Origin of the sequence: Pontibacter beigongshangensis (assembly GCF_014332515.1) — a bacterium.
GTDB lineage: Bacteria > Bacteroidota > Bacteroidia > Cytophagales > Hymenobacteraceae > Pontibacter > Pontibacter beigongshangensis.
Genome location: NZ_VFSD01000006.1, coordinates 145,173 through 170,155 on the forward strand (window position 1 = coordinate 145,173; position 24,983 = coordinate 170,155).

The window sequence follows — 24,983 nt, forward strand, 5'->3', positions numbered from 1 at the left end:
ATCCTTGCCATGAACTGCAGCAACAGTTGTGCCTTTGGGCGCCAGCCAGGCGGACTTTCCGGCTCCAGCTTTTGCTGCCATTTGCATGCCTGCCGGGTAGTGCACCTGGCACCATTTCCTGATAACGCAGCGAGGGTATCTTCTTTTTGGTCAACATCTTATAAAAAAAAACGTACCTATAGCCCACTTCCAAACACGAGCTTATGTATAGAGAATCAGGCTTCCCGAACAGAGACGTGAAGAAAAACGAGGCGATCCGGCAGGCAGAGCCCAAACCTGCCCTGGGCATGACCGACGCCATTTCGATGATTGTGGGCATCGTGGTAGGGGCAGGCATTTTCCGGACTCCCTCGCTGGTGGCTGCCAATGTGGAGGGGAGCGGCATGTTTCTGCTGGCCTGGGTGTTGGGTGGTGTAGTGTCGCTAATAGGAGCACTTTGCTATGCCGAGCTTACCACCACCTATCCACACACGGGCGGCGATTATCATTTTCTGACAAGGGCATTCGGTAAGCGGGTGTCCTTTCTTTTTGCCTGGGCCCGCATGAGCATTATCCAGACGGGTTCTATTGCCTTGCTGGCTTTTATTATCGGCGATTATGTAGCCCAGATCTACAGCTTCGGCCAGTTTTCGTCGGTGGTTTATGCGGCCCTGGTGGTGGTGGTGCTCACGGGCATCAATATTATCGGCGTTAAGTCGGGGGCGGCCACTCAGAAACTATTGATTGTCCTGGAAATTATCGGGATTCTGCTCATTGTAGTGGCAGGTCTGTTTTTTGCCCCTGACCCGGCTACCGGCGCTGCTGTGGCTCCTGAGGCATCGGCAAGCGGAAACTCCCTTGGGTTAGCCATGGTGTTTGTGCTGCTTACGTTTGGTGGCTGGAACGAGGCCGCCTATATTTCTGCAGAGTTGCGCTCCGGTCGTAAAGGCATGGCCAAAGCACTGATCCTGAGCATCTTTATTATTACGGCGATTTACCTGCTCATTAACCTGTCTATGCTCCGTGCGCTGGGCCTGGAGGGCATGGCGCAATCGAGTGCCGTAGCAGGCGATCTGATGCTGGTAACCTTTGGAGAGGGTGGGCTTGTGCTGATCGGGATTATAGTGGCTGTGGCGGCACTTACGTCTGTTAACGCCACCATTTTTACCGGAGCCCGCACAAATTATGCCTTAGGCAAAGATTTTCCGGTCTTCGGTGCGCTGGGCAAATGGAATGCCCGCACCTCCTCGCCCGTTAATGCTTTTTTGGTGCAAGGAGCCATTTCGCTTACACTTATCGGGCTGGCACTGTTTACCCGCAATGGCTTCGAAACAATTGTGGAGTACACCGCGCCTGTGTTCTGGTTTTTCCTGCTGCTGGTGGGGGTGGCGCTGTTCGTCCTGCGCCGAAAGGAGCCTCAGCGGGAGCGACCCTTCCCGGTGCCGCTCTACCCGCTAACCCCCCTGGTCTTTTGCCTGACGAGCGCCTACCTGCTTTACTCCAGCCTGGCCTATACCGGACTTGGCGCCCTGGTAGGGGTAGGAGTACTGCTGGTGGGCGTGCTACTGCTGATGGCACTGCCTACCTTAGAGAAGTGGCTGCACCGGCAGCCGGGAAATCTTGTTTAGCTGGTGGCCCCCTGAAAAAAAATACAGGAATTTCAGCTAATTGTATAACTGAAATTTAGCGCCATTCGTAGTAATATGATTTATTGTAGAGGTGCCGTTAGAAGGAAAAGATCCAGGATGCAGGTAGCAGGTTGCAGCCTAACCTGTTGCGCTGTGCCATATTCATAATATGATGCTATAGCTTAATTATTAAATTGAATTCTGACTATATTATTGGTAAAAACTTAACGCTACAAAAATGAGAATTTTCAAAAATACACTGTGCACTTTGCTCTTTGCAATTGTTGCCGTATCTTTTGTGCAGGCCCAGACTACTACGGCCAGCCGCCCTGTACTGGATGTTCCGTATGTGCCTACACGCCAGGTAGTAGTAGATGCGATGCTCGAATTAGCGAAAGTTTCTAAAAATGATGTGTTGTATGACTTGGGTTGCGGCGATGGCCGAATAGTGATCACAGCGGCCAAAAAGCACGGCGCAACCGGCACGGGGGTAGACATTGATCCTGAGCGCATAAAAGAGGCAAACGAAAACGCACGCAAGGCTAATGTAACCGGCAAAGTTAATTTCGTGGAAGGCAACTTGTTTGATATGGACTTTAGCAAAGCCTCTGTCGTGACGCTTTACCTGCTGCCCGACATTAACCTGAAATTGCGCCCGCAGCTTTTGGAGCAGTTAAAGCCAGGAACCCGCATCGTGTCGCACGCCTTTGAGATGGGCGATTGGAAGCCGGAGCAGACCGTGAATGTAGACGGAGCCACCATTTACCTCTGGACAGTACCCCAGAAGAAATAATAAAAAGGACACAACTAACAGGACACAGGATATGAGAGTCGTTTATCAGAAGAAGTTATATCACGTGGTGGCCTCTGTCATGAATCACCAGGATACATAAAAGCCCGGTTAGAGATAAGAAAACAGCGCTGCCTGGTACTTCATTGTACCAGGCAGCGCTGTTTTGGTTTATAAGATCCTACTGCCTTACTTATGCTCAGGAGTCGTTATCCATCTTGCCTTTGGCATCGATGCACCACCGCATCTCCTCCATAAAAATAGCTGCATGCTTTTCGGTGTTGGCTCTATCGGTCGGGGTACCGTCTATGGCGTAGTTCTCCTGCACTTTTGAAACCGGGAATTTGGCCGGTACCACCCAGGCCCGTATTTTCCAGAGGGTAAATTGGAGGGAGGCCATTACCTGTGTGCCGCCAAACTGTCCATCCGATACAGTAACCAGCCCGATCGGCTTCCGGTACCACTCTTGGTAGAGCAGGTCTACCACATTTTTGAGGCTGGCCGGGTAGCCGCCATTATACTCGGGTGTGGCAATGATAACACCGTCTGCCTTCTTTATGCTGGCAGCGAAATCCAACACCTGCTCTGTTGGCTCCTGTAGGTGTTGGAGTCGTTCCTCAAATATCGGGAAGTTGTACTCCTTCAGATCAAGCAGCTCAACGGTGGCGAGGTTGTTTTCGGTAATATATTTTTGAAAGAACAGGGCTACGCGGTGTGTGTTACGACCAGTTCGTACACTGGAAGAAATGATGGCAATGTGCGGCATATAGAGCTAGGGTTGGTGTTGAGATAGATGGTACGGTTCCTGTTTGGCAGAGTTATATGTCCGGAGGCTGCGCAAACCTGTTCGTAATTTGGCAGAGCCTGTTCCTTCAGCAGCAAGGCAGGTTACTGAAAGGCAATTATGCTAATGAAATGAGGCCTCCGGAGGCGCTGCTACTCCAACTACGGCAGCGCATTTAACTCTTCCATGGTAAAAGCCTCTTGCCGGTCTTTATACTTTTCGCGTGTTTTCCTGATCTCTTCTGTTGTTACACGGTCCGCCTGGTTGTTCCACGACCTTCGGATATAGCTGGTAAGTTCTGCCAGGTCCGCATCGCTGAGCTCGCTGTTTTGCGCTACGCCCGGCATGTCTCCATTTATTTCTGGGGCCTGGTACAGTTTGTTGTTTACCAAAATGGGGCCCGTTAAGCCATAGAGTATAATAGGTAAAAGCCTGCTTTTCGGCCCGACCACCCACTCTGAGTTATTGAGAGGTGGTGCCAGCGCTTTCATACCGCCGCCGTCGGCACCGTGGCAGGACTGGCAGATGGTGGTGTACAAGGCAGCTCCGCGCGGGAACTCCCGGGCGAGCAGTTCCTGGTTTCTTCTTGTTTTAGCATTAGCAATGGCTTGTAGCACCTTCTTAAACTGCACTTGCATGGCCAGGCTGGTATCAGGATGAAGCGCCTGCACTTTTTTGTAGAAAAGTTCTTCACGCCCCTGCAGATTGCTGATCACGGCATCGGCCACCAGGTTGTTATCGGGGTGCTGTTTCATCAGGACCTCTAACCATCGATCTGCCGTTGCCTTGCTGAACGGGCGGACAGAGCGGGCAAGGAGGGCGATGTAAGGAGCCGCCAGCGTATCCTGTTGCTGCACCAGTTGCTCCAGGGCGGGCAAATAGTTGCGGTAGCTAGCTTTTGTCATCACAGATGGCAGCACAGCCAGCGCCTGCATGCGCACAGGCCAGTCAAGGTGCCGGAGTAGGGGTAGTACGTCGGCTGTACGCAAGGCTCCCAGCCCTTCCAGCGTCCAGAGGGCGTGCAGGCGGGCCAGGGGCTGGTCCTGCTGTTGCAGCAGCTGGCGTAAGGCGGGTATGGCTTGTGTCTGTTCTTTGTCGATGAGCAGTTGTTGGGCCTTGTCGCGCACCCAGCCATTGGGGTGCTGCAGCAGGAGCACCAGCTGTCCGGGAACTTGAGGCAGCACCACCGGCATCGCTTTTTTTCCCTTCGGCACAATCCTGTAAATGCGGCCGCAGGACAAAGGCTGTTGCAGCCCCCGGTTCGTAATTTCGTGGGCCAGGTAGTCTGTTAAAAAGTGTTTGTGTTGGATAATGCCCCTGTACATATCCAGTACATACAAGGCGCCGTCGGGGCCACTGTAGAGATTAACCGGCCTGAAGCGTTCGTCTTCGCTTGCCAGGAATTCCCGCCCGGCATATGCCTGCTCTCCCAGCACCTCAAAGCCCTGTTGCCAGATAATGTTCCTTTTGATCAGGTTGGCGGCAGGCTCTGCCACAAAGGCGTTCTGGTAGTACTCCTTGCCAAACAGCTCCCCACGGTACAGGGTCGGGCCGCAGGCAGCCGTCACGTTTACCAGGCGCAGCCCCTCATCCAGGATCCCCTCCATGTAGCCCCGGTTAACGCCGGTGGTCGGGCGGGCAGGGTACACGCGGTTGTCTGGCACTATATTTTCGTTGTAGCCTGCCATGCTGCGCTGGTTGCGGTTGGCGGGTCCAAAGCCCGGAGCCAGATAGTCGCCGAGCAGGTTCTGGGAGTTGTTGTTGTAGAAGAGACGGCCATAGTCGTCCTGGGCAATGCCCCACTGGCCCCTGAAGTGGGTGTCTTCCACAAGCCACTCGCTGCCTTTCTTTCTGTACCTGGTGCTCGATTTGGCATTGTAGATCCAGTTGTCGAGGGCGCGCAGCAGGCCGTTGGGCTCGTGCTCCACATTACCGCCCGAGGAGAATTTGTTGTCTACGAGCGTCTTTTTGCCGGGGCGGTCGTTGCGGATCTCCACAAACCACAGGTTGGGCGGCTCCGCCACCAGCAGGCCATCCTCTATCAGGCAAAGGGCGCGGGGGAGCACCAGCGAATCCAGAAAAACTTTGCGGTTATCGTAGAGGCCGTCGCCGTTCAGGTCTTCCAGTATCACGACCTTGCCGGTTGGCAGGTCCTCGCCGGTGCCGGCTGTGTCGGGCATGTAGTTCATCATTTCCACTACCCACATGCGGCCGCGCTCGTCGAAGGTCATGGCAACAGGGGCGATCACCAGCGGCTCTGCAGCGGCAAGCTCTACTCTGAAGCCATCTTCCAGGTGCATCTTTTCCATAGAAGCAGCAGGAGAAAGCACCGGCGACGAAGCATACATCTGGCGGATCGCCAGGGAATCGGGCTCCATGGGGGCAGGCGGAGTGGCTGCTTCTGTTCCTTCGCTTGTGGACCGGTTCTCAGGCTGGCAGCCCTGCCATAATAATAAGACGGAAATTGAAAATAACAATACAGCGATAATGCGTTTCATGCCAAGCGTTAAATAGCCAGTCCCTCATCAACCTTTTTAAAGCTGCCGCCTACCTGGCGGAAGCCTAAAAGCTCTAACAAGCGTTAGGGGCTAAAATAAGTGATTTTCCGGACTTAGGGCAGTTTGTCAGGAAAATAATATGGCGGGGCAGTCATTTTCTATGAACTGTAAGGTGCCACAGCTGACAGCAGTATTGCCTCCGGAGGGCTGTTTTCATTGGAATAATTTGATATGTGATGATGATGAGGGTATTTAGATGCGGGCAGGCAAAAGACCCTGCCTGCGTTTTGTGTCTCAGGCATTTCTTCTGCATCCCTGCTTTGCAAGGTTGATTTTTCAGGCGGCTAAAAGATAACCTTCTCTATCTGCTGTTTCGTATGGAAGGAAGTACTGCAGTTGCTGGCCGGAATAAAGCTTGTCTGCTGTTCTCAGGTAAATGTGGAAAGTGCAATATATGCCAGGCTAACATTCCGGCAGCCAAACATTCACGAAACACTAACTAAACACAAATGGACAACAAGAAAAAAATCAAGCCGCTATCTAGCCTGCTCCAAAACCCTTCTGAAATCCTGGAAATTGCTAAAAATCCGGGTAAATATGGTCTGGATACCTTCCGGTCGCTCTCTAACCAGCAAAAGCAGTATGTGGCCTTTGCCGCTGCGGCAGGCCTTGTGATCTACGGCTTTATGGTAAACCGAAAATAGACCGGTATGACTGCTTTAAAAGCCATTGCTACTCGCAGCAATGGCTTTTGCTATCCGGACTTTCTCTATTATGGCCTCCTTGCTATCGGAGTAGGCTTCTGCTATGATGTTGCTTTGTCCGTTAAAAAGCTGGGTTGCACGGGAAATGTGAAGAGTTGGTATTTTGAAAAAGAATGACTGGAGCTGTTTTATCTAGTGCCTAAAGAGCAGCAAAAGCAGCAAACCCTCCGGAGGGCGGTTATGATTCAAATAATTCATTTGTGATGAATAGGTCACTCAATCACTCTTCCGCTCCCCCCTTCAAAAATCACTCATTCAATTAAGCTTCTGTCTTGTACAGCGTCTCAAAGAGCTTGTATTTATACCTGGGGTATTCCCGGATCACGGCTACCATCGCAAACAGCGACATGCCGATTACCACCGGGTACACCAGGTACAGGATCGGGTGCAGCAGGGGCAGGAAGAGCAGCCCGATCAGGATTACCGCCAGCACACTGTACAGGTAAGAGGTCTTGGCACTGAAACTCAGGATGCCGCCTTTCACGGTTTTGGGGCTGGTAAAAGAGGCGATGATGCCAATAGGCGTGAGCACCAGCACGGAGGCCGCATACATCAGCAAAATAAAGGTAGACTGCTCCTGGTTAAAGAACAGGACATAGGCTACCACGAAGGCCGCGTCTATGAGCAGGGGCAGGCGGAGTGGCATCAGACTGATCTTCAGAAAAGCTTTAAAGTCGCTGGTGGTGCGCTCGGTGGTGAGCCACAGGTTCTTATAAAAGCCCCACACGTTGTTGAACACGTACGTATAGATCACCAGCGGCCCCACAAACAGCCACAGCGACAGGTTCTTGTCGAACATGTGCAGGCCTTTGGCCATAAATACAGTGGCATCCGCCCCCAGCATCAGCAATTTAAAACCGAGTCCGAAGAGCAGCAGTTGCCTGGCCATTTTGTGATTGTTGAACAGGCGCCAGCTCAGGCTGCGGCGGGCGTTGTGGCTATAGTTCACCACTCTTCGTTTGGGCTCGAAGGCCGCCTGCTCCAGCAGGTAGTTAGAAACCAGAAAAGCCGCTACAGCTGCCAGGTGCACCACCAGCATCATGGCCGGATCAGCGGGCTCAAACATGGGCGCTTTTACTTGCAGGGCCACAAAAGCACCTGCCATCACCGCCGAAGAAACAAACAGCCTGCTAAGCCACTTTATTTTGCGCTCGATAAATATCTGGAGCGACCTGCGGGTAAGGTGAGCGGCAAAAATAACCAGGATGCTTTGCAGGAAATGCGTGAAGCTATAGTCCGGCGACATCAGGAACAGGATGATCACGAAGTTGAGCAGCACAAAATAAAACGGCGACACCATCTCCACCACCAGTTCTGTCCAGAAGCGCTGCAGCGGCCTAACCGGGAAAATCCGGCTGATAAAATCTGCTTTCGGAATATAGGCCGGAAAAAAGCCCCGCATGATGGTAATGGCTATCAGGGCAAGGTTGGCATAGCTCAGCACCTTGTCTACACTTGGGTTAATGCCGCCTTCGTGCGCTTTTTGGAGCAGAAACGTAAATACCCAGCTATAAAAGCCCGACAGCACGACGCCCACCGCCAGAAGCAGCGCACGCTGCGTCCGTTGCTGACGAAAGTAGCTGTTTAAGCGGGCCTGGCAGGAATATATGATCAAATCCATTTTCTGAGTTAGAAAGTTAGAGAGGTGTTAGTAAGAAAGTCTGTTCGTGAGAGGGGGGTAAGGGAAAAAGGTATGTTAGTATTTGGTGAAGATGAGCGGTTGCTTATGCTCTTCTTCAAACTCCTAAACATTAACTCTCTAACTTACACCTCCATGACTTTATAACTTAAGTGAGCATCCAGTCGATGTCGGCATCGTTGGTGTGGTGGTGGGGAAGGAGCAGCTGAAACAGCGCCTGGTCTATCAGGCTCTCGCCGTTCATGGTAAACTCCTGAATAGAGCCGTTGTACATCAGGTGCCCGTCGTTGAGCACGCCAATATGCGTAGCCACCCGCTCCACATAGTTCAGGTCATGCGACGAGATGAGCACCACTCTGTTGGGGGTGCTGTAGCTGCGGATAAGTTTTACCAGCAACTGCGCCGCTATCGGGTCCAGCCCCGTAAAGGGCTCGTCGAGTATCAGCACGCGCGGCTTGTGCAGGATAGCGGCCACAATGCCCACCTTCTTTTTCATGCCGGTAGAGTAGCCGGCAATGTTTTTCTGCAGCGACTCCGTTTCAGAAAAAAAGTAATCGGTCAGGCTGCTGATGCGCCGATCCGCCTCCTCCTGTGGCAGCTTGTAGAGTTTGGCCACAAAGTTCAGGTATTCCAGCCCGGTAAATTCTTCAATCAGGGGGTTGTCTTCACAAAGGGCGCCCAGATCCTGCTTCACTGCCAGGTTATCCTGCGTATAATTTTTGCCGAACAGGCTGATGCTGCCTGCGTCTGGCTTAATTAAGTCCAGAATGGAGTTCAGAAACGTGCTTTTGCCTACGCCATTTTTTCCTAAAAGGCAATAGCAATGCCCTTGTTCTATCGTGAGGTCAAGCGCCTGTAACACCTGTTTCTTTCCAAACGCTTTAGACAACCCTCTGATTTCGATGCTCATATATTTTATGATTTGGCTAAAAGAAATTTGCCATTTACTTAACGGCCGCTGGGAGCTAAAAATAAGAAGAAGCCCCGGAAAGTCCTGCAAGGTAAATGGTTATAGTCACAACGAAAAAATGCTGCACCTGTTGCCCACCACATTTCTTTCGACTTACTCAAGAACAACAACCTTCTCACCCAATAAGGTTCTATTCAGTAACCAGTAAATTCCAATTTACTCATTCCTAGATAAATATATTTACTAATCCGGTAAAATGAAAATGTTAGAGTTGTAGATAATTTAAATTTAGGTTTATCTAAAAAAATATTTAAATTTGGTTTCGAAATAAATTTAGATAGATCATATAACTATGAGAAACACATTTACGCTTATCCTGGTGTGGCTATCGGCGATGTCGGGTATTGCTCAGACGGGCGCTATCCGCGGTAAAGTGACAGGAACTGGTGCCCCGGCGTCGTTTGCGAGCATCGGGCTGGAGGGAACAGTTTTAGGTGCCACTTCTGATGCCGAGGGTAATTTTGAGCTGAGGCAGGTGCCAGCCGGAAGCTACAGACTGCAGGTACGTGCTGTAGGCTTTGCCCCTTACGATGCCGCCGTGACCGTTATGCCAGAACAGACGGCGTGGGTGGAGGCTACGCTGCGACAGCAGGCGGCCAGGCTGCGCGAGGTGGTGGTGACAGGCACTATGCGCGAGACATTCTCGCTGGAATCGCCGGTGCCGGTGGAGGTTTACACCTCCAAATATTTCCAGAAAAACCCGACGCCGGCCCTGTTTGAAGCGCTGGCACAGGTAAACGGAGTGCAGCCGCAGATCAACTGCAACGTGTGTGGCACCGGCGACATTCATATAAACGGTATGGAAGGCGCCTACACCATGGTGCTGATAGATGGTATGCCACTTGTGAGTGCCCTCTCTACGGTGTATGGCCTGAGCGGCATACCCAACAGCATGATCGAGCGGGTGGAGGTGGTGAAGGGGCCAGCCTCTACGCTGTATGGTTCTGAGGCCATGGCAGGGCTGATAAACGTAATCACTAAAAGCCCGGCTAAAGCGCCCCTTGCTTCGGCCGATGTATTCTTTACCAGCCACCGGGAGCTGAATGCGGATGTGGGCCTGAGCCGCCGCTGGGGCAAGGCCTCCACACTGCTAAGCACCAACTACTACCGCTTCCAGAACCGGCGAGACGTGAACCACGACAACTTTACGGATGTGCCGCTGCAGCACCGGATATCACTCTTTAACAAATGGGCTTTCCAAAGAAAAGACAACAGGCTTGCCTCGCTCGCGGCACGATATTACTACGAAGACCGCTTTGGCGGAGAACGACAGTGGGCACCGACCTACAGAGGAGGCGACAGCATCTACGGCGAGTCGGTGTATACGAGGCGCTACGAACTGATCGGGACGTACCAACTGCCGGTGCAGGAGCACCTGATGCTGAGCTACTCCTACAACGACCACCACCAGAACTCCGCCTACGGCAACACCTCCTACATCGGGCAGCAGCGGGTGCTGTTTGGGCAACTGGTCTGGAACAAGGAGCTGAACCAGCGTCACCACCTGGTGGCCGGCGCCACCTACCGCCACACCTACTACGACGACAACACGCCCGCCACCGAGCAGCAGAGGCCGCAGGGGGGGCAGAACGAACCAGTTACCACGCGGCTGCCAGGCGTTTTTGTACAGGACGAGCTAAAGCTCTCTGCTGCCACCACCTTACTGGCCGGGCTGCGCTACGACTATAATACGGAGCATGGCAGCATTTTAACACCTCGCCTCAACCTGAAGTGGGCACCAAACGACGATCATGTTTTCCGGATGAGCCTGGGCAAAGGCTACCGTGTCGTGAACCTGTTTACCGAAGATCATGCCGCTTTAACCGGTGCCCGTGAGGTAGTGATCCGGAATGAGCTGAAGCCGGAGGAGTCTTATAACGCCACCCTGAACTACCAGCACTTCCTGAACCTGGCACAGGGTTACCTGAACCTGGAGGGAAGCGCCTTCTACACCTACTTCACCAACAAGATCGTGGCCGACTTCCTGACCAACAACTATCAGATCATCTACGACAACCTGAGCGGCCATGCCGTGTCGAGGGGAGTGGCCTTAAATGCCGAGATGGCGCTTACGGCACCTTTGCGGGTGCATGCGGGCCTAACCCTGATGGAAGTGTACCAGGTGCAGCAGCCCGAGGGCAAACAGCAAGACATAAAAGTGCCGCAGCTGCATGCGCCTGCCTTGTCGGGCACGTTTACAGCCTCGTATAACTTTCCGGCAGCCAGGTTGCTGCTCGATTATACCGGCACCTTCAGCAGCCCGATGCACCTGCCGGTGCAGGAAAATGATTTTAGGCCAGAGAAGTCGCCGTGGTTTACGCTGCAGCATGTGCAGCTCACCAAAAGCTTTGGCAAAGGACTGGAACTGTACGGGGGCGTAAAGAACATCTTCGACTTTATGCCACGGCACCCGCTCATGCGCCCCTTCGACCCCTTCGATAAGCAGGTGGAGGTGAACAATCCTAACAATTACTCTTTCGACACTGAGTACAATTATGCGCCCCTGCAGGGCCGACGCACCTTTATTGGATTGCGGTACACGCTGGCGGAAACTAAAAAGTAAGCGGCAACTGCTGGTGTAGGAGGAATTAATTTAATGGCAGCAGAAATATTTTGTGCAGATAATGCATTAGCTGTTGCAAATGTGCCAACTGCTTTCTACTTTTGCCCCACTATTTACCTGCGCACGTGGTGAAACTGGTAGACACGCCATCTTGAGGGGGTGGTGCCTTCGGGTGTGGGAGTTCGAATCTCCCCGCGCGCACTTCTTCATAACCCCCGACTTGCTTTTCAGGCAGGCCGGGGGTTTCTGTTTTATCAGGTCCCCCTTTCTGAAAAGTGCAGCATTCTCTTTTTTGTGCCCGCCAGGGAGATACAAAATGTTGAGCAAGAAGGAGAAATGAATTAATTATTCTAATCAAAACGGCCCTCCGGAGGCTATGCAACTGCTGCGCTACCGCAGAAGCCATTTTTCTAATGTTAGTAAACCCTTAAGTACATTATGCTGCTATTACAAGTCAAAAAAATGCGGGTCCTACTTCAATGGACACTGATTTTCCCGGTTCTGGCCTGGGTGCTGTTCTTCTCAGGACTGATCCCAGGCAACGATATCTTTAAATTTATAGCAAGCGCTCTCCTGATCCTGAGTGTGATGTCGGCTGTTCATCATTCTGAAATTATTGCGTTCAAGGTTGGAGAACCGTATGGCACCATTATCCTGGCGGTTTCGATAACGGTAATTGAGGTCTCCATCATTATTTCGCTTATGATGTCGGATGGGCAGGAGGCTGTTTCGCTGGCCAGAGATACCGTGTATTCGGCCACGATGCTTATCCTGAACGGAATTGTAGGGCTGTGCCTGCTTATTGGGGGCCTGAAGCACCATGAGCAGAATTTTTCCAAACCTTCCGTCACCATCGCCCTGGTTTCGCTGATCTCCATTGTAGTTTTTACCTTGGTGTTTCCCACCTTTACCAAGAGCGTTGTAGGATCTTATTACTCAACGCCTCAACTAGTTTTTGCCTCTATAGCCTGCCTGGTTATTTACTCTTTCTTTTTATTTGCCCAGACCAAAAGGCACAGGCAATACTTTCTTACCACAGGAGACAGTGAGGAAAGTATTGAAATCAGCAAATGGGTGTTTCTGACAAGTCTGGTTTTTCTGCTGATCAGTCTGGGCATTGTGGTGCTCCTGGCAAAAACGCTCTCCCCAACCATTGAAACCATAATTGCAAACAATAACCTCCCGAAGGAATTGGTGGGTGTTATCATAGCAGCGATAATTCTGTTGCCGGAAGGTGTGGCAGCCATAAATGCGGCGCAGAAGAACAGGCTTCAGACCAGCCTGAACTTGTCGTTGGGTTCTGCGCTGGCCAGTATCGGCTTAACCATCCCAAGTGTGGCGATCGTCTGCATCATCTATGACATGAAAATTATTCTGGGCCTCGACATTAAGTCCATTATCCTGCTGGGGCTATCCGTGTTCACGGTCATGCTCTCGCTCAACAGCGGTAAGACGAATATTGTGTATGGGGTGGTACTTTTAGTAAACTTGTTCGCCTTTATTTTCCTGCTTATTTTTCCCTGAGGTTCCCTAAAAACGGCCCCTGGCGCTATAAGGGGCAGGATACGGCACGAACAGTGAGAGCACGACCATCAGCCTGTTGGATACAGGAACGGCGGCTCCGCAAAGGGTGTTGTTGATTATTTGAATGAAATAGCCCCTCCGGAGCTTTTTTGCGACCGCGCCTGCTGGCACAACTAGCATTATCGGCTACTGGTAGCCGTCAGTTACCGCGGTAGCTTGCCGGTGCATTTTTGCAGCCTGTTCCAGCTTTTCAGCAATTTGCCTAAAGCCGGGCCGTTGCAGAACGTCCTCCTGCAGGCATGCTTCTTTTAGCTGTACGAGTGCGAGGCAGGTAGCTTGGTCTGTATCTGCAGGAGCCAGGTGGGTGAGAAGATCATCGAGCAGGTAGCCAAAGGCTCTAACCTCGATGCGCTCCAGGGCAGGTGCCCAAGCTGTGATTGAGTTGCCGTAGCTTGTGGCAGCTCCAAAATCGCCTAGTATTGGGTAGGCCTGCTCATTTATTAATACATTGTGTGCGTACAGGTCGCCGTGCATTACATTCTGCGTATGCAGATGTGCTGCGGCAGCGGCAACCCCTGCTGCAATGGCTAGAGCTGCTGTCAGGGAGAAACTGGTGCCTCCGGGGTAAGTATCTCTGGTACAGGTTTCGAAACTTGGAGGTCCGCCTAAATTCTTAAACGAAGGCGGAATTAAGTTCAGGACCAGCCCCTGTTTTTGCTCCGGATGGTTGCAAATCTTCCCGAGAACCTGCACAAAATTCGGGTGAGTGCCTGCTGCAATACAGGCATTCAGTTCATCAGCCGGTGATCCATCGCTGGTCACTTCTCCCTTGAAAATTTTTATGGCAACCTGTGCTGCATTTTTGTCCACATCAGCATGCCGCCAGTGAGCTTTGTAAATTACGCCAGAGGCACCCTCACCTAACCGCGTGTCAAGCTCAAAGTCTGCCCAATCTAGTTCCTGGAGCGTATTATCCGTTTGCTGCAACGGGCAGCAGGGGTTGCCGGAAAAGGCGAGCCACGATAAATGCGGAAGCGAGAACAGCCAGCGTGGAAGCGTTTCTAGTTGGTTGGCAGAGATCCGGAGCAGCTGCAAGTTGCGGCATGCAGCCATTTCGGTGGGGAGTTCTGTCAGTTTATTTCCTGCCAGCATGCATTTCTGCAACCTGTGGCACTTGCCGATAGACTTGGGCAGGTACTCGATCTGGTTATTGGTTAAGATAAGCCAACGCACCTGTGCCGGAATGGCATCTTCGGCTATAAAAGAAATTCTGTTGGCCTTAAAACCAATCATCTCCAGGTGGGGGCACTGCGCAAGCACGGGAGGGAAGTGGTCGAAGTCGTTTTCTGAGAAAAAGGCAATTCGCAGCTTCTTCAGTTTAACAAGGTCATCTGGCAGTTGTATTAAATGGTTTCCTGTTAAATCGAGGATCTCTAACGAATCGGCCAGCTCAAGGATTTCGGCAGGAAAATCTGTTAAGCCGCTTGCTATTTTTAATCTTTTTATACCTTTGAGTTGTCCGGATTTAAGTTGTTCCAGGGTATGCATGGCGCTTTGAAAAGTTAACAGGAAGGGGAAGCATAGTGGCAGTCGGTTTATCAATAGATCCGTCTGATTGCCAGTTTCTGATCTTCCGGGTTTGATTTAAACCATAAAAGTAAGCATGCCCGCAGGTAAAACCATGCAACCGTACTTATTCCGTTATTTTCTTTTTAATTTAATCGTGCCAGCTACCTGGGTTTAGACAACAAAAGCCTCCAATAAACAATGAACCTGCAGAGAACCGATTCCAGAAACCCGGATTTTATATCTCTTGTACAATTGCTCGACGCGGACCTTGCCAGAAGAGACGGAGACGACCATCCTTTTTATGCGCAATTCAATAAAATAGATAAACTAAACTATGTAGTAGTGGCGTACAATGGGGAGGAACCTGTTGGTTGTGGCGCCATGAAGGAGCTGGAGCCTGGCACCATGGAAGTTAAACGAATGTACGTTGCGCCCGACTCCAGAAAGAAGGGGTTTGCCTCCCAAATCCTGGCTGAACTGGAAAAGTGGGCCTGCGAATTGTCTTACAATAGGTGTGCGTTAGAAACTGGCAAAAAGCAACCGGAAGCGATCGGACTGTACCAAAAGAGCGGTTACCGGCTTATTCCTAATTACGGACAATATGCCGAAGTTGAGAACAGTGTCTGCTTCGAAAAGAAACTGGAGCCTTCAGAGGCGGCGGCCATTTTTGATAGCTGATTTTATGCTAAAAAGCATTTCCCTCTAAAAAATTACGGTTAAAACTGGATACGAAATGTTGTTACCAGAATCAGAATATAAAGAGTTCTTAGAATTGCACATGCCTCTGCTTTATTTTGTAGGGCAGCAAACGGCTATAGTTTCTGCCGCCATGGATTTTCAGAGCTTTACACAACTTGATCTTAAGGTGAAATTCAAATGCCGGGAAGCCCTGCTGGAAAATGATCAGCTACTGGATGATTATTTGTCCCGGAACGCCGACCGACTAACAGCAGAGCAGGCAGAGCTGCTAAAGGGCTTTAAAAGATGCATAAAAGGCAACTTCATCATTCTGAAATGCCTGAAGAACCATGCTGTTTTTCTAGGCGCAGAAGACAACCAGTTTTATGCGGTGAAAGCACTGGGTACCCGGTTCCACGAATTCTTTGGGAACTTCCCGGTTTTGGTATCAGCAAACATTTTGCCGTTTAAAGACAAGATTATTTACGATGGTTTTCTTCAATCCAATAGCATTTATTTTGAAAAGGAAATGACTGCAACGATGAATGAAAACTATAAAGAAGCAAAAAAAATGAAGCAAATAAATACGACGCTCTGAGTGCTGCAGCAGTTTTAATGTGCTGATGCTTCCATTGGATGATTTGGAGATTTGAAAATGAATTTCCGGGGCAGGCTTTGGAAACAATCAACTCTTCACTCATAACAATCCCTCGTCCTGATAGCCGAAGATTCCGAAGCATTTCGGGGAGACAAAAAGTCTATTATCTTACTTTTATGAAGAGCAGCGGCAGGTGCTACAAGCTCTTGAGGGGCATTTTTATTGGAATAATTAGCCTCGCCGTTCAAAGGGATTGTCCGGTTTCACGAGCAGCACCTTTTCCCGCTCCACCACCACCGAGCCCGGAGCAGAACCTTTAGGCTTACGGACATATTTTTTGGGCGTGTACAGCACCGGACAGAGCGAGTCGCTTTTGCGTTTGCTGTAGTAGGCAGCCAGCTGCGCCGCCTTCTCCAGCACGGTAACCGGTACGGTTTTGCCCGCCTGGTGCTTGATCACCACATGCGAGCCCGACACATCTTTGGCGTGGAGCCACAGGTCGTCTTTGTGCGTGTGGCGCTGGGTGAGCACATCGTTGTTTTTGGCGCTTTTGCCTACCAGAATCTTAAAGCCTTCCGACGCAAACACCCTAAACGGAATTTCCGGCTGCGCCTGCTGCTTGGTAGAGAACAGGTGCGCATATTCCCGCTGGAAATTCTTCAGGGCCTTAAAGCCTTCCACTGCCTCCAGTGCTGCTATGGCATCTTCCAGTACAATAATTTCCTCCAGTTTCCGCTCTGCTTTTTCCTCCAGCTGCCTCACCTCCAGGTGCTGGTTTTTGGCTTTTCGGTATAGGCGCTCTGCCTGCTTCTGAGGTGTTTCGTCTGGCTTAAGCTTATAAGAGCGGGTTTTGTCGGTGTAGAAGTCGTAAAGCTCAACCTCGGTGCAGCGTGGCGGTATGTTGGTGAGGTTGGCCATGAGTACGTCGGCGGTTTGGGAGTAGGAGCGGTCGTGGCGAAGCTCCTGCAGCTTGCTGTCGGTTTGAGCCAGCACAGTGCGGGTGCCGTTGAGTTTTTTGGTGAGCTGCTGCAGGGCCTGCTCATATTGCCGCTCAAAGCCGGTTTCGTAGAGGTAGCTGCGGGTAAAGGCGTTCAATGCCTCCAGCGGGTCGTGCAGGGTGTGTTGCACATCGCCCAGCGGTAGCAGCGACAGCCGTGTTTTGCCTTCCAGCTTCGTGATGTAGTAGGCCTCGGGCTGCTCGAGCTTTTCGAGGAGTGCCTGCACCAGCTCCCACTTTTCCTCCAGCGCCAGGTTTTCGTATTGTTGCGCTGCCAGGTACAGGGCCGGCAGGTCGCCAAAGGTGGGGTAAATCTTCTTCAGATGTCCATCTGCTGCAGCAAAGGTAGCAAAGTTCTGGGGCAATGGCCTGTCCATCTGCAGCGGGTCTAGTTCCAGGTCGGCCCCAAACTTCTTGTGGAACAGGTCAACCGGTTCGCCATCCTGAAAGAGCACGATGTTAGCACGGTTGCCAAAGAGCTTAAAAAGCAGCACAAAACCACCGGACAAACGCAGGTAAAAGCTGCGCTCGTTCTGATGCTGCACCACTTCCTGCACCACCTGGCCCAACATAGGCTCCAGCAGCTCCACACTATTGGCCCGCGCCCGTTTAAACTCAGCAGGGAAGGAGAGGGCGGAGAAGTGGGAGGTGAGCATGGCACGGATATAGAACTCCTCTCCGGCACGGGCAAAACCCAGTATCAGCTCGTCTTTGTTCTGGCTGTAGCAAGTGGCCACCTGCATGCCTGCCAGTTGTGTGTTCAGCCGCAGCGTCAGTTGCTTCAGGAAGTAGTAGTTCTGGTGCACAGGTTGGTTGTTAATTGTTGATTGCTAAATTGTTAAATTGCTGTTTATAGGATTTTGAGGATTGGTTGAGTTGGTACAATTCTTCTAATCAAAAAGCCCTTCCAGAGGTTTTTCTGCTGCTGATGCCACTGCTGCTCTGGAAAAGTACATAAGAGGCAGGACTTATGCTGATGAGTATCACCTACCTTCCAGGGTAGATTTTCTTACAATAGTGCCTCGTGCACATGGCGGGCTCCCGCCTTATTTTTTAGAAGCAGCTGTCAGTGATTTAGTATAATAAAAAACTGCCAATAATCAACCATTTAACCATCTGCAACCACCAACCACCAACCACCAACCACCAACCAACAACCAGCACTCAAATCTCAAGCTGCAGGCCATCGTGGGCCAGGCTGATAAAATCGGGGAGTTGCTCCTCTACATGGCGGTGCCGCCCCATCAGGTGGCTTATGTGCGTGATGTAGCCTTTTTCCGGTTGAAGTTCAATGAGTATATCGAGGGCTTCCTGGAGCGAGAAGTGGGAGATATGTGGCTCGTGCCGGAGGGCGTCCAGCACCACCACCTTCGAGCCCTTTATCTTCTCCATTTCTTCGGGAGCGATGTAATTGGCGTCGGTAATATAGGTGAAATCTCCGATGCGGTAACCCAGCACCGGCAGCTTGTAGTGCAGCACCCGGATAGGTGTAACCAGAATGCCATCTACCTCGAAGGGGGCCTCGGTGATAGGATGGAGCGAAACACGCGGGATGCCCGGGTAATTGGCGCCGGAGAAAATATAAGGGAACTCCTGCTTGAGCTGGTTCAGCACCCGTTGCTCCCCATAAACTGGCATGTCTTTTTTTTGCAGAAAGTTGTAAGCCCTGATGTCGTCGAGGCCGGCGGTGTGGTCTTTGTGCTCATGGGTAAAGAGCAGCGCGTCGAGCGTTTTGATGCGTTCGCGCAATACCTGCTGCCTGAAGTCGGGGCCGGTATCGATGATGAGGCTTCTCTGGCCTACCTGCAGGTGCACCGATACGCGCAGGCGTTTATCGCGGTAGTCTACAGAAGAGCACACCTCGCAGGTGCAGCCGATCACGGGTACGCCCTGCGAGGTGCCAGTTCCTAAAAACGTTATCTTCAATGGGTTTCCTCGTTACGTATTTGCAGATACAACTGCCTGTTCTTGTCGCTCAGGCGGCTCTCATCTACCGAAATAGTTCGCAGAATATCGTAAAGGCAGTTAACTTTCCCTTCTAAGCTGAAATATTTGTTCACGACGGCCACTTTCATATCTTTCAGGATACAGTAGCCGGCTTTAAAATTCCCTTTCTCGTAGCGCAGCACAAATTCAGACTCCGCAAAAATATCTTCGAGCTTGCTGAGGAAAGGCCGCGTGTACTTTAACTCCATTTACTTCCTGTTATTCCCCGAGGTGTTGTTTTACGGTTTGAACCAGCATATCAAAATCAAGCGGCTTGGGGAGGTAAGCGTTTATGCCCGCTTCCTTAAAGTCTTCCATCGAGTAATTGTTTGCATTGCCTGTCACGGCGATGATCGGAATGCCGGCAATTTCCTTGTTGTCGTGCTTACGTATCTCGCGGGTACATTCCATGCCGTTTTTTACCGGGATGTTCAGGTCCATCAGAATAGCATCGATCTTGTTGCTCTCTACTTGCTTTAATACTTCGCCACCGTTTTTGGCAGTCAGTATCTTATAGTTCTGGAGCTCCAGAATCTTCTTCGTCAGGTTAAGAATTACTGAACTGTCTTCAGCAATCAGAATGGTTTTGCTATCTGCCATAAGAATAGTTAAATGATTATTTCTTTGTAAGCCTTTTTATAGTTTTCGTATTGCTCCAGAAGTTTGGAGAAGTTGTCGTCCACAGCTTCCAGCACATTGTTTTTGATGTCGTGCTCCAGTTGCTTTGCCAGCTCGGCCATCGGGTTAATTCCCAAAGTGAAACCGGTGCCTTTTAACTGATGCAATGTACTTAAAATGCCGGTGTAATGTTGTGCTGCCAGCTCTTTTTTGGCTTCCTCGAGCAGGCCGGCGGCCTCTTCCTCAAAATCGGCATACAGCTGCCTTATAAAATCAGCGCCCCCGATCTGTTTCAGCTGTTCCACCACCGCCTCGTCTATGATAAACGGCTCGTCTGGCTGGCTGCTGTCCGCAGTGGGGTCCGTGTCCGCATCGGGTGCATCGGTTTTCAGCCAGCTGCTGTTCTCCCATCTGCTCATTACGGCGTAAAGGTCGGAACTTTTCACGGGTTTCGAAACATAATCGTCCATTCCCTCCTGTATAAACTTAAGGGCATCGTCTTTCATGGAGTAGGCCGTCATGGCAATAATAGGAGGGCAGGCGGTGGTTAACTGCTCCCTTATCTTCTTCATGGCGGTGACCCCATCCATTTCCGGCATCTGGATATCCATGAAAATGATGTTGTAGCGGTTGGTAGTGGCATATTTTATGGCCTCAAACCCGTTGGAGGCAATGTCGATACGGCAACCGAGGCGCTCCAGCTGCTTCTCGGCCACTTTCTGGTTTATCTGGTTATCGTCTACGAGCAGTACATAGGGGGCACTTTCAAACACCTCCACCGCGTTGCTCTGCTGCTGCTGCTCTATGTTGGTTTCCACTTCCCTGGCGTCGGCGAGCCGGGTTTTAATGCTGAACCAGAAGGTGCTCCCCTGGCCCGAAACAGACTCCACTCCAATATCGCCGCCCATCAGGTTGGTGATCTGCTTAGAGATGGCCAGGCCAAGCCCGGTGCCGCCAAATGTTTTGGTAGACGAGTTGTCGAGCTGCATAAAGTCGGTGAACAGCACCTGCTGGTCTTCCGGGGAGATGCCTATGCCAGAGTCTTTTACCCGCACATGCAGCATGTAAGAAGTTTTGCTCAACAGCCTGCTCCTGACAAAGATGCTGATCTTGCCCTCGTTGGTGAACTTAATGGCATTAGAGACCAGGTTAGAGAGAATCTGCAGAAACCGGATCTCGTCTGTGAAGATGTAACGCGGTGTGCCAGGCTCAATATGGTACGTAAACATGAGGTCTTTCTGCTGCGCCCGGTTCACGAACAGGGCGTGGATCTTACCCAGAGTGTCGTAGAGGTCTATGCCGCTCTCGCTGATCTGGAGTTTGCCTGCCTGCATTTTAGACAGGTCCAGGATATCGTTGAGGATGGCCAGCAGCGCATCAGACGATTTCCGGAGCGTTTCGATGTACTCTTCCTGCTCCTTGTCGGTGTTGATCTGGCGGAGCAGGTCTATCATGCCGATAATGCCGTTCATGGGGGTGCGGAGCTCGTGGCTCATATTGGCCAGAAACTGGGTTTTCACCTTCAGCAGGTTTTCTGCTTCTTCTTTGGCTTTGAGCAGGGCTACCTGGGTGCGCTTAAGCTCCGACACGTCGCGGGCCACACCTTCCAGGCTAATGGGCTTGCCTGCGTCATCGTACACTACTTTGGAGTCGAGCAGGATGGTTTTCTGAGTGCCGTCCTTGCAGATCATCACCGCCTCCACATCACGTATCGACTCCTGGCTGAGCACACGCTCCCGCATGAACAGGCGCTGGGCAGGGTGCACAAAAAATCTGCCGCTGTCGTACCCGATGGTCTCTTCCTCGTTGTAGCCCAGCAGGCTTGCAATAGAGGGGCTTACAATCTCTATAATCCCGTCGAGGGTTGTGCGGTAGTACACATCCTGGAACGATTCAAATATTCTCCGGAACTTCACCTCGCTGTTTGCCAGCGCCAGCTGCGACTTTTTCTTGTCAGAAATATCTAGCGCGATGCCGGATATTTCCTCAAAGGTGCCGTTTTCCAGGTAAATGGGATTCAGGTATACTTCCAGCCAGCCTTCAGTCTCGGGTATGCTGATCTCGAACTGCTGGGTAGCGCCCTCAAAAGCCTGCTTGTATTTCTCTTTCCAGAATTCCAGATCGCTTTCGTGCGTGCCAACCGGTTTAATGGCCTCAAGGGCAGTAAACGGAATAAGTTCCTCACCCGGTCTGGAGAAGGTTTTGGAGAAGTTACGGTTAAAGGAGGTGAGCTCGAACTCGCGGTTCACAGACCACATGTGGTGCGTGCCACTCTCAAAGATTGCCTTCAGCCGGGCATTCTGGTTATTTATCTGCTCCTCGTTGCGCTTACGCTCAATGGCAAGTGCCACCTGGTTCGAGATAAAGTGCAGGATCTCGATATCGGTATGCACATAAGCATCCGGGTTCTGGTAGTCCTGCAGCGTAATCACCCCGATGATGCGTTCGCCTATAGCCAGGGGAGAGCAGAGAATTACTTCCGGCAGGGCACCGTGTATGGTCAGATTTTGCTTTTCGGCCAGTTCTATCAGTTCCTGCTTCTGCATGTAAAGCGGCTTCCCGGTTTTAATAATATATTCCGAAAGACCCATGGTAAACGGGCGCCTTATCTCCACCTTGGTAGATTTGTCGATAAACTGATCGACCAGGTACACAAAATGCAGGTGATGGAAATCATAGTCGCAGAGCGCAATATAGATGTTGCGGGTCTCGATGATCTTGCTCAGTTCCCGGTGGATGGCGCCGTAGAGCGAGTTCAGGTCTTTGCTGCTGATGGCCAGGTTGGCGATGCTATAATACACCTTCTGCAGGCGCTCCGCCTTAATACGGTCGGTTATGTCGTGCAGGATGGCACGTGTGGCCACCGGCTTGCCATCCTGCCAGCTGCAGGTAATACTGCCGATCAGGTGCACGGGCTTGCCGGCCTTTGTCAGAAAAACCGTCTCTATTTTGTTTACATGCTCGCCCTTGTAGAGGTTCCGTAGCTGGTAAATGAGCTTGGCCTTGTAATACGGGTGCACGATGTCGTTCAGGGTGAGGGTTTCTATATCCACATCGTTGTAGCCCAGGCGGTCTTTCCAGGCCTTGTTCACGAAGATGAACTTATTGTCGGCCGAGATATTCTGGATCAGGTCATGGGCATTGTCGAAGAGGTCCTGCAAACGGATTTTGTTATCCTTCAGCGCCTCCATGGCAATGCGTTTATCGGTCATGTCCTTGCCCACAATGGTGACCCCCTTTATCTCGCCATCGGGTCCGTACTCAAACATGCAGTCCCAGCGCAGGGTTTTTACCTGGCCCGACTTCATAAGCAGGTCCCGCTCGTAGTAGGAGTTGAGCTGCTTCGTCTGGATAGATCGTATAAAGTCCTGCCTTCTTTTCTCCCGTTCATGCTCCGGCACCAGCAGGTCGTGGTAATTTTTCCCGATCAGCTCCTCGCGCTCATACTCCAGGTAGTTCAGGAAATAATCGTTGGAGTACACAATCGTGCCCTCCGTGTCCATGCTGAAATAAACCAGGTTCACTTTCTCCAGAAAGCTGCGGAAGTGCTCCATCGACTCGCGTACCACCTCCTCGCGGCGCTTGGCCAGCTGTACAAGCTTGCGTTGGGTAATGTCGCGCTTAAAAGCCTGTATATAGTACTGGCCGTCGATCTTGATCCGGTTCAGGGTAATTTCCGCGTCGAAATACGTGCCGTCTTTCCTTACGTTTTTCCATTCGAATGCCACGGGCGCATCTGTGGTGAGGACCCTGGTCAGGAGCATGCTCGTTTTCTCGGCAGAGGGCGTTCCGTCGGGCTGAAGCTCAGGTGAGAATCTTGCCGGCGATTTGCCGATCAGGTCCTCTCGCTTGCACCGGAAAAGTTGCGTGGTCTTGTCATTGCAATCCACAATTTTTCCGCTTTCATTAAAGAGCAGGATCGCATCATAAGATGCCTCGAAAAGCATCTTGTACTTGTCTTCTGAGTGTATGAGCTGCTGCATCAGCTCGTGCCGCGAAATATAATTGCCGATAGCACTGCCTATAAAATCGAGCAGCGATAAAAAGGAAGGCGTCGTCTTTTCTCCCTCCTCCGGCCACAGCACGATAAGGGCCACCAGGTTTTTTTCGTTCGTAATCGGCAGCAGTGTCAGGTTCCGGCCTATCTGCTTCTCCAGATCCGAGCAGATCGCGCGGATAATGTGGCGCTTGTCGGGTGTCAGGATCTGGACAGCCCTTTCATAGTCTAGGGCGAACTCCTCAGGCAGGCCCTGGCTATTGTCCTCGCCTGCTGAATAAGACAGGGTGGCTGTCTCTGTGTCGGGGGAGTAGGTGTAAACGCAGCCTCCCTTCATGTCTGTTTTCTGCAGCAGTTCCTCTACCGTGGTGTTTAACACCTCCTGCTCGCTGTTGGAGGTAGAGAGGTTGGTGATCAGGTGGTTCACAAATTCCAACTGATGATTGCGGAAACGGATTTCCTGCTCGGAGCCAACCAACTCATACAGGTTCCTGGCAGAACCGAACAGTACTTCCTGCTCATCAAACTCCCCTTTCTGCAATAAAACCTCGATCGGGAGCAGGTCGTTGGTCTTTTCCAGGAGCCACCACTCAAACTTCTGCGCCTTGCCTTCCATGGCCTGCTTCAACTGGCCTCGCAGAGCCACCCGCTCAAACAGGTTTAGGCCGAAGCTCCTAAAGATGGAATTGCCGATCAGGTCTTCTTTTCGCTGATCGATTAGTCTGAGCGCCGTTCTGTTGATATCAATAAAAATGCCTGAGCTGTCGAGGATAAAGAGCGGCTCGGTGCTGTACTCAAACACATAGCGGTAATTGTCTCTCTCCGAGAGTGCCACAGCCTCCGCTTTTGTAGGCATAATCTCTACACTCACAAACTTTTCATTTTCGAAGTGCAGGAGCTGGCATTTATACTGGGCCAGATGCAAAGAAGCTGAGGTGGAGATAATGCCGCTGCTTACCTTTTTCTTCTGCTGCAGTTCTTTGAGCAGGTTGGCAAAAGCCGCCTCGCTGCCGTTGCACAGGATATCCTGCAAGCGGTTAAAGTTGAATTGTTCGTTTTCGGGATTGAGGAGCGCATGCGCAGGGCAGTTGGTGGCCAGCACCTGACCTGTTGTGTCTGCCACCAGCAAGGCCTGGTCGGGCTTTGCCAGCTGTGCAATCACCTGAAGCAGGTTGTTGGCCTGCAGCGTCAGTTGTTCAGGGGGTTGCCTGTCTGGTAGTTGGGGCATAGGAGTAGGCTAGTAGGTTTTGGCAGTTTATGTTTGCAACAGTTGGTTACGAAGTTTACGATTTAAACTATAAATTAGCAAAAAATAACGAGGAGGCTATTTTTGAAGCATAGTTTCTTTTCGGGATCTTACCTAGGAGGGTTATTCCGGGCCTTTTTGCGGAGTGCCCTTGC

At 51.3% G+C, this 24,983-nt stretch carries 18 protein-coding genes and 1 tRNA gene; 9 read left to right on the plus strand and 10 right to left on the minus strand.

Features of this window, described 5'->3' with window-relative positions; all coding sequences use genetic code 11:
• Nucleotides 1-203 precede the first annotated feature (203 nt).
• Complete coding sequence (locus FJM74_RS07400; protein WP_187261952.1) at nucleotides 204-1,607, plus strand: APC family permease; 1,404 nt, start codon at nucleotides 204-206, stop codon at nucleotides 1,605-1,607.
• Between the two features lie 238 nt (nucleotides 1,608-1,845).
• Nucleotides 1,846-2,400 (plus strand): class I SAM-dependent methyltransferase, encoded by a 555-nt coding sequence (locus FJM74_RS07405; RefSeq protein ID WP_187261953.1) that lies wholly within the window; start codon nucleotides 1,846-1,848, stop codon nucleotides 2,398-2,400.
• Between the two features lie 196 nt (nucleotides 2,401-2,596).
• On the opposite strand, the gene FJM74_RS07410 is transcribed toward FJM74_RS07405, so the two are convergent.
• Both FJM74_RS07410 and FJM74_RS07415 read right to left on the minus strand, forming a co-directional pair.
• Complete coding sequence (locus FJM74_RS07410; RefSeq protein ID WP_187261954.1) at nucleotides 2,597-3,163, minus strand: NADPH-dependent FMN reductase; 567 nt, start codon at nucleotides 3,161-3,163, stop codon at nucleotides 2,597-2,599.
• Nucleotides 3,164-3,342: 179 nt separating this feature from the next.
• A complete protein-coding gene (locus FJM74_RS07415) occupies nucleotides 3,343-5,559 on the minus strand; it encodes a DUF7133 domain-containing protein (RefSeq protein ID WP_241738985.1) in 2,217 nt (738 codons plus the stop codon).
• Nucleotides 5,560-6,188: 629 nt separating this feature from the next.
• On the opposite strand from FJM74_RS07415, the gene FJM74_RS07420 reads away from it, so the two are divergent.
• Nucleotides 6,189-6,383, plus strand: coding sequence for a hypothetical protein (locus tag FJM74_RS07420; protein ID WP_187261956.1), 195 nt, complete (start codon nucleotides 6,189-6,191; stop codon nucleotides 6,381-6,383).
• A 6-nt stretch (nucleotides 6,384-6,389) separates the two neighbouring features.
• Entirely contained in the window at nucleotides 6,390-6,560 is a 171-nt protein-coding gene (locus FJM74_RS07425; protein WP_187261957.1) for a hypothetical protein, read from the plus strand.
• A gap of 142 nt (nucleotides 6,561-6,702) precedes the next feature.
• Here FJM74_RS07425 and FJM74_RS07430 read toward each other — a convergent pair whose 3' ends face one another.
• Together FJM74_RS07430 and FJM74_RS07435 are read right to left on the minus strand one after the other, a co-directional pair.
• Complete coding sequence (locus tag FJM74_RS07430; RefSeq protein WP_187261958.1) at nucleotides 6,703-8,064, minus strand: hypothetical protein; 1,362 nt, start codon at nucleotides 8,062-8,064, stop codon at nucleotides 6,703-6,705.
• Nucleotides 8,065-8,230: 166 nt separating this feature from the next.
• The gene (locus FJM74_RS07435; protein WP_187261959.1) at nucleotides 8,231-8,992 is read right to left on the minus strand and encodes an ABC transporter ATP-binding protein; all 762 of its coding nucleotides are present in this window, start codon (nucleotides 8,990-8,992) and stop codon (nucleotides 8,231-8,233) included.
• A gap of 352 nt (nucleotides 8,993-9,344) precedes the next feature.
• Here FJM74_RS07435 and FJM74_RS07440 point away from each other — a divergent pair, with 352 nt between their 5' ends.
• The 3 genes from FJM74_RS07440 to FJM74_RS07450 all read left to right on the plus strand — a co-directional run bounded on the left by FJM74_RS07440 (nucleotide 9,345) and on the right by FJM74_RS07450 (nucleotide 13,139).
• Nucleotides 9,345-11,615 (plus strand): TonB-dependent receptor, encoded by a 2,271-nt coding sequence (locus tag FJM74_RS07440; RefSeq protein ID WP_187261960.1) that lies wholly within the window; start codon nucleotides 9,345-9,347, stop codon nucleotides 11,613-11,615.
• A gap of 119 nt (nucleotides 11,616-11,734) precedes the next feature.
• Nucleotides 11,735-11,816: transfer RNA gene (locus FJM74_RS07445), tRNA-Leu, on the plus strand.
• 261 nt (nucleotides 11,817-12,077) lie between these two features.
• A complete protein-coding gene (locus FJM74_RS07450; RefSeq protein WP_187261961.1) occupies nucleotides 12,078-13,139 on the plus strand; it encodes a calcium:proton antiporter in 1,062 nt (353 codons plus the stop codon).
• A 186-nt stretch (nucleotides 13,140-13,325) separates the two neighbouring features.
• Here FJM74_RS07450 and FJM74_RS07455 read toward each other — a convergent pair whose 3' ends face one another.
• Nucleotides 13,326-14,687: a leucine-rich repeat-containing protein kinase family protein gene (locus FJM74_RS07455; RefSeq protein WP_187261962.1), complete on the minus strand. Its 1,362-nt coding sequence runs from the start codon at nucleotides 14,685-14,687 to the stop codon at nucleotides 13,326-13,328.
• 219 nt (nucleotides 14,688-14,906) lie between these two features.
• On the opposite strand from FJM74_RS07455, the gene FJM74_RS07460 reads away from it, so the two are divergent.
• Both FJM74_RS07460 and FJM74_RS07465 read left to right on the plus strand, forming a co-directional pair.
• A complete protein-coding gene (locus FJM74_RS07460; protein WP_187261963.1) occupies nucleotides 14,907-15,386 on the plus strand; it encodes a GNAT family N-acetyltransferase in 480 nt (159 codons plus the stop codon).
• Nucleotides 15,387-15,441: 55 nt separating this feature from the next.
• The gene (locus FJM74_RS07465) at nucleotides 15,442-15,984 is read left to right on the plus strand and encodes a succinate dehydrogenase assembly factor 2 (protein ID WP_187261964.1); all 543 of its coding nucleotides are present in this window, start codon (nucleotides 15,442-15,444) and stop codon (nucleotides 15,982-15,984) included.
• Between the two features lie 231 nt (nucleotides 15,985-16,215).
• Here FJM74_RS07465 and FJM74_RS07470 read toward each other — a convergent pair whose 3' ends face one another.
• From FJM74_RS07470 to FJM74_RS07490, 5 genes are all read right to left on the minus strand, one after another.
• Nucleotides 16,216-17,787 (minus strand): NFACT RNA binding domain-containing protein, encoded by a 1,572-nt coding sequence (locus tag FJM74_RS07470; protein ID WP_187261965.1) that lies wholly within the window; start codon nucleotides 17,785-17,787, stop codon nucleotides 16,216-16,218.
• Nucleotides 17,788-18,145: 358 nt separating this feature from the next.
• A complete protein-coding gene (locus FJM74_RS07475; RefSeq protein WP_187261966.1) occupies nucleotides 18,146-18,907 on the minus strand; it encodes an MBL fold metallo-hydrolase in 762 nt (253 codons plus the stop codon).
• Entirely contained in the window at nucleotides 18,904-19,176 is a 273-nt protein-coding gene (locus FJM74_RS07480; RefSeq protein ID WP_187261967.1) for a hypothetical protein, read from the minus strand. Before FJM74_RS07480 ends, FJM74_RS07475 begins: the two co-directional genes overlap by 4 nt.
• Before the next feature lie 10 nt (nucleotides 19,177-19,186).
• Complete coding sequence (locus FJM74_RS07485; RefSeq protein ID WP_187261968.1) at nucleotides 19,187-19,567, minus strand: response regulator; 381 nt, start codon at nucleotides 19,565-19,567, stop codon at nucleotides 19,187-19,189.
• Between the two features lie 8 nt (nucleotides 19,568-19,575).
• Nucleotides 19,576-24,810, minus strand: a complete 5,235-nt coding sequence (locus tag FJM74_RS07490; RefSeq protein ID WP_187261969.1) for a PAS domain S-box protein — start codon at nucleotides 24,808-24,810, stop codon at nucleotides 19,576-19,578.
• Between the last annotated feature and the right edge of the window lie 173 nt (nucleotides 24,811-24,983).

Coding starts and splice junctions, on each gene's coding strand:
- FJM74_RS07400 (WP_187261952.1), top strand. CDS start 204: ATGTATAGAGAATCAGGCTTCCCGAACAGAGACGTGAAGAAAAACGAG.
- FJM74_RS07405 (WP_187261953.1), top strand. CDS start 1,846: ATGAGAATTTTCAAAAATACACTGTGCACTTTGCTCTTTGCAATTGTT.
- FJM74_RS07410 (WP_187261954.1), bottom strand. CDS start 3,163: ATGCCGCACATTGCCATCATTTCTTCCAGTGTACGAACTGGTCGTAAC.
- FJM74_RS07415 (WP_241738985.1), bottom strand. CDS start 5,559: ATGGAGCCCGATTCCCTGGCGATCCGCCAGATGTATGCTTCGTCGCCG.
- FJM74_RS07420 (WP_187261956.1), top strand. CDS start 6,189: ATGGACAACAAGAAAAAAATCAAGCCGCTATCTAGCCTGCTCCAAAAC.
- FJM74_RS07425 (WP_187261957.1), top strand. CDS start 6,390: ATGACTGCTTTAAAAGCCATTGCTACTCGCAGCAATGGCTTTTGCTAT.
- FJM74_RS07430 (WP_187261958.1), bottom strand. CDS start 8,064: ATGGATTTGATCATATATTCCTGCCAGGCCCGCTTAAACAGCTACTTT.
- FJM74_RS07435 (WP_187261959.1), bottom strand. CDS start 8,992: ATGAGCATCGAAATCAGAGGGTTGTCTAAAGCGTTTGGAAAGAAACAG.
- FJM74_RS07440 (WP_187261960.1), top strand. CDS start 9,345: ATGAGAAACACATTTACGCTTATCCTGGTGTGGCTATCGGCGATGTCG.
- FJM74_RS07450 (WP_187261961.1), top strand. CDS start 12,078: ATGCGGGTCCTACTTCAATGGACACTGATTTTCCCGGTTCTGGCCTGG.
- FJM74_RS07455 (WP_187261962.1), bottom strand. CDS start 14,687: ATGCATACCCTGGAACAACTTAAATCCGGACAACTCAAAGGTATAAAA.
- FJM74_RS07460 (WP_187261963.1), top strand. CDS start 14,907: ATGAACCTGCAGAGAACCGATTCCAGAAACCCGGATTTTATATCTCTT.
- FJM74_RS07465 (WP_187261964.1), top strand. CDS start 15,442: ATGTTGTTACCAGAATCAGAATATAAAGAGTTCTTAGAATTGCACATG.
- FJM74_RS07480 (WP_187261967.1), bottom strand. CDS start 19,176: ATGGAGTTAAAGTACACGCGGCCTTTCCTCAGCAAGCTCGAAGATATT.
- FJM74_RS07485 (WP_187261968.1), bottom strand. CDS start 19,567: ATGGCAGATAGCAAAACCATTCTGATTGCTGAAGACAGTTCAGTAATT.
- FJM74_RS07490 (WP_187261969.1), bottom strand. CDS start 24,810: ATGCCCCAACTACCAGACAGGCAACCCCCTGAACAACTGACGCTGCAG.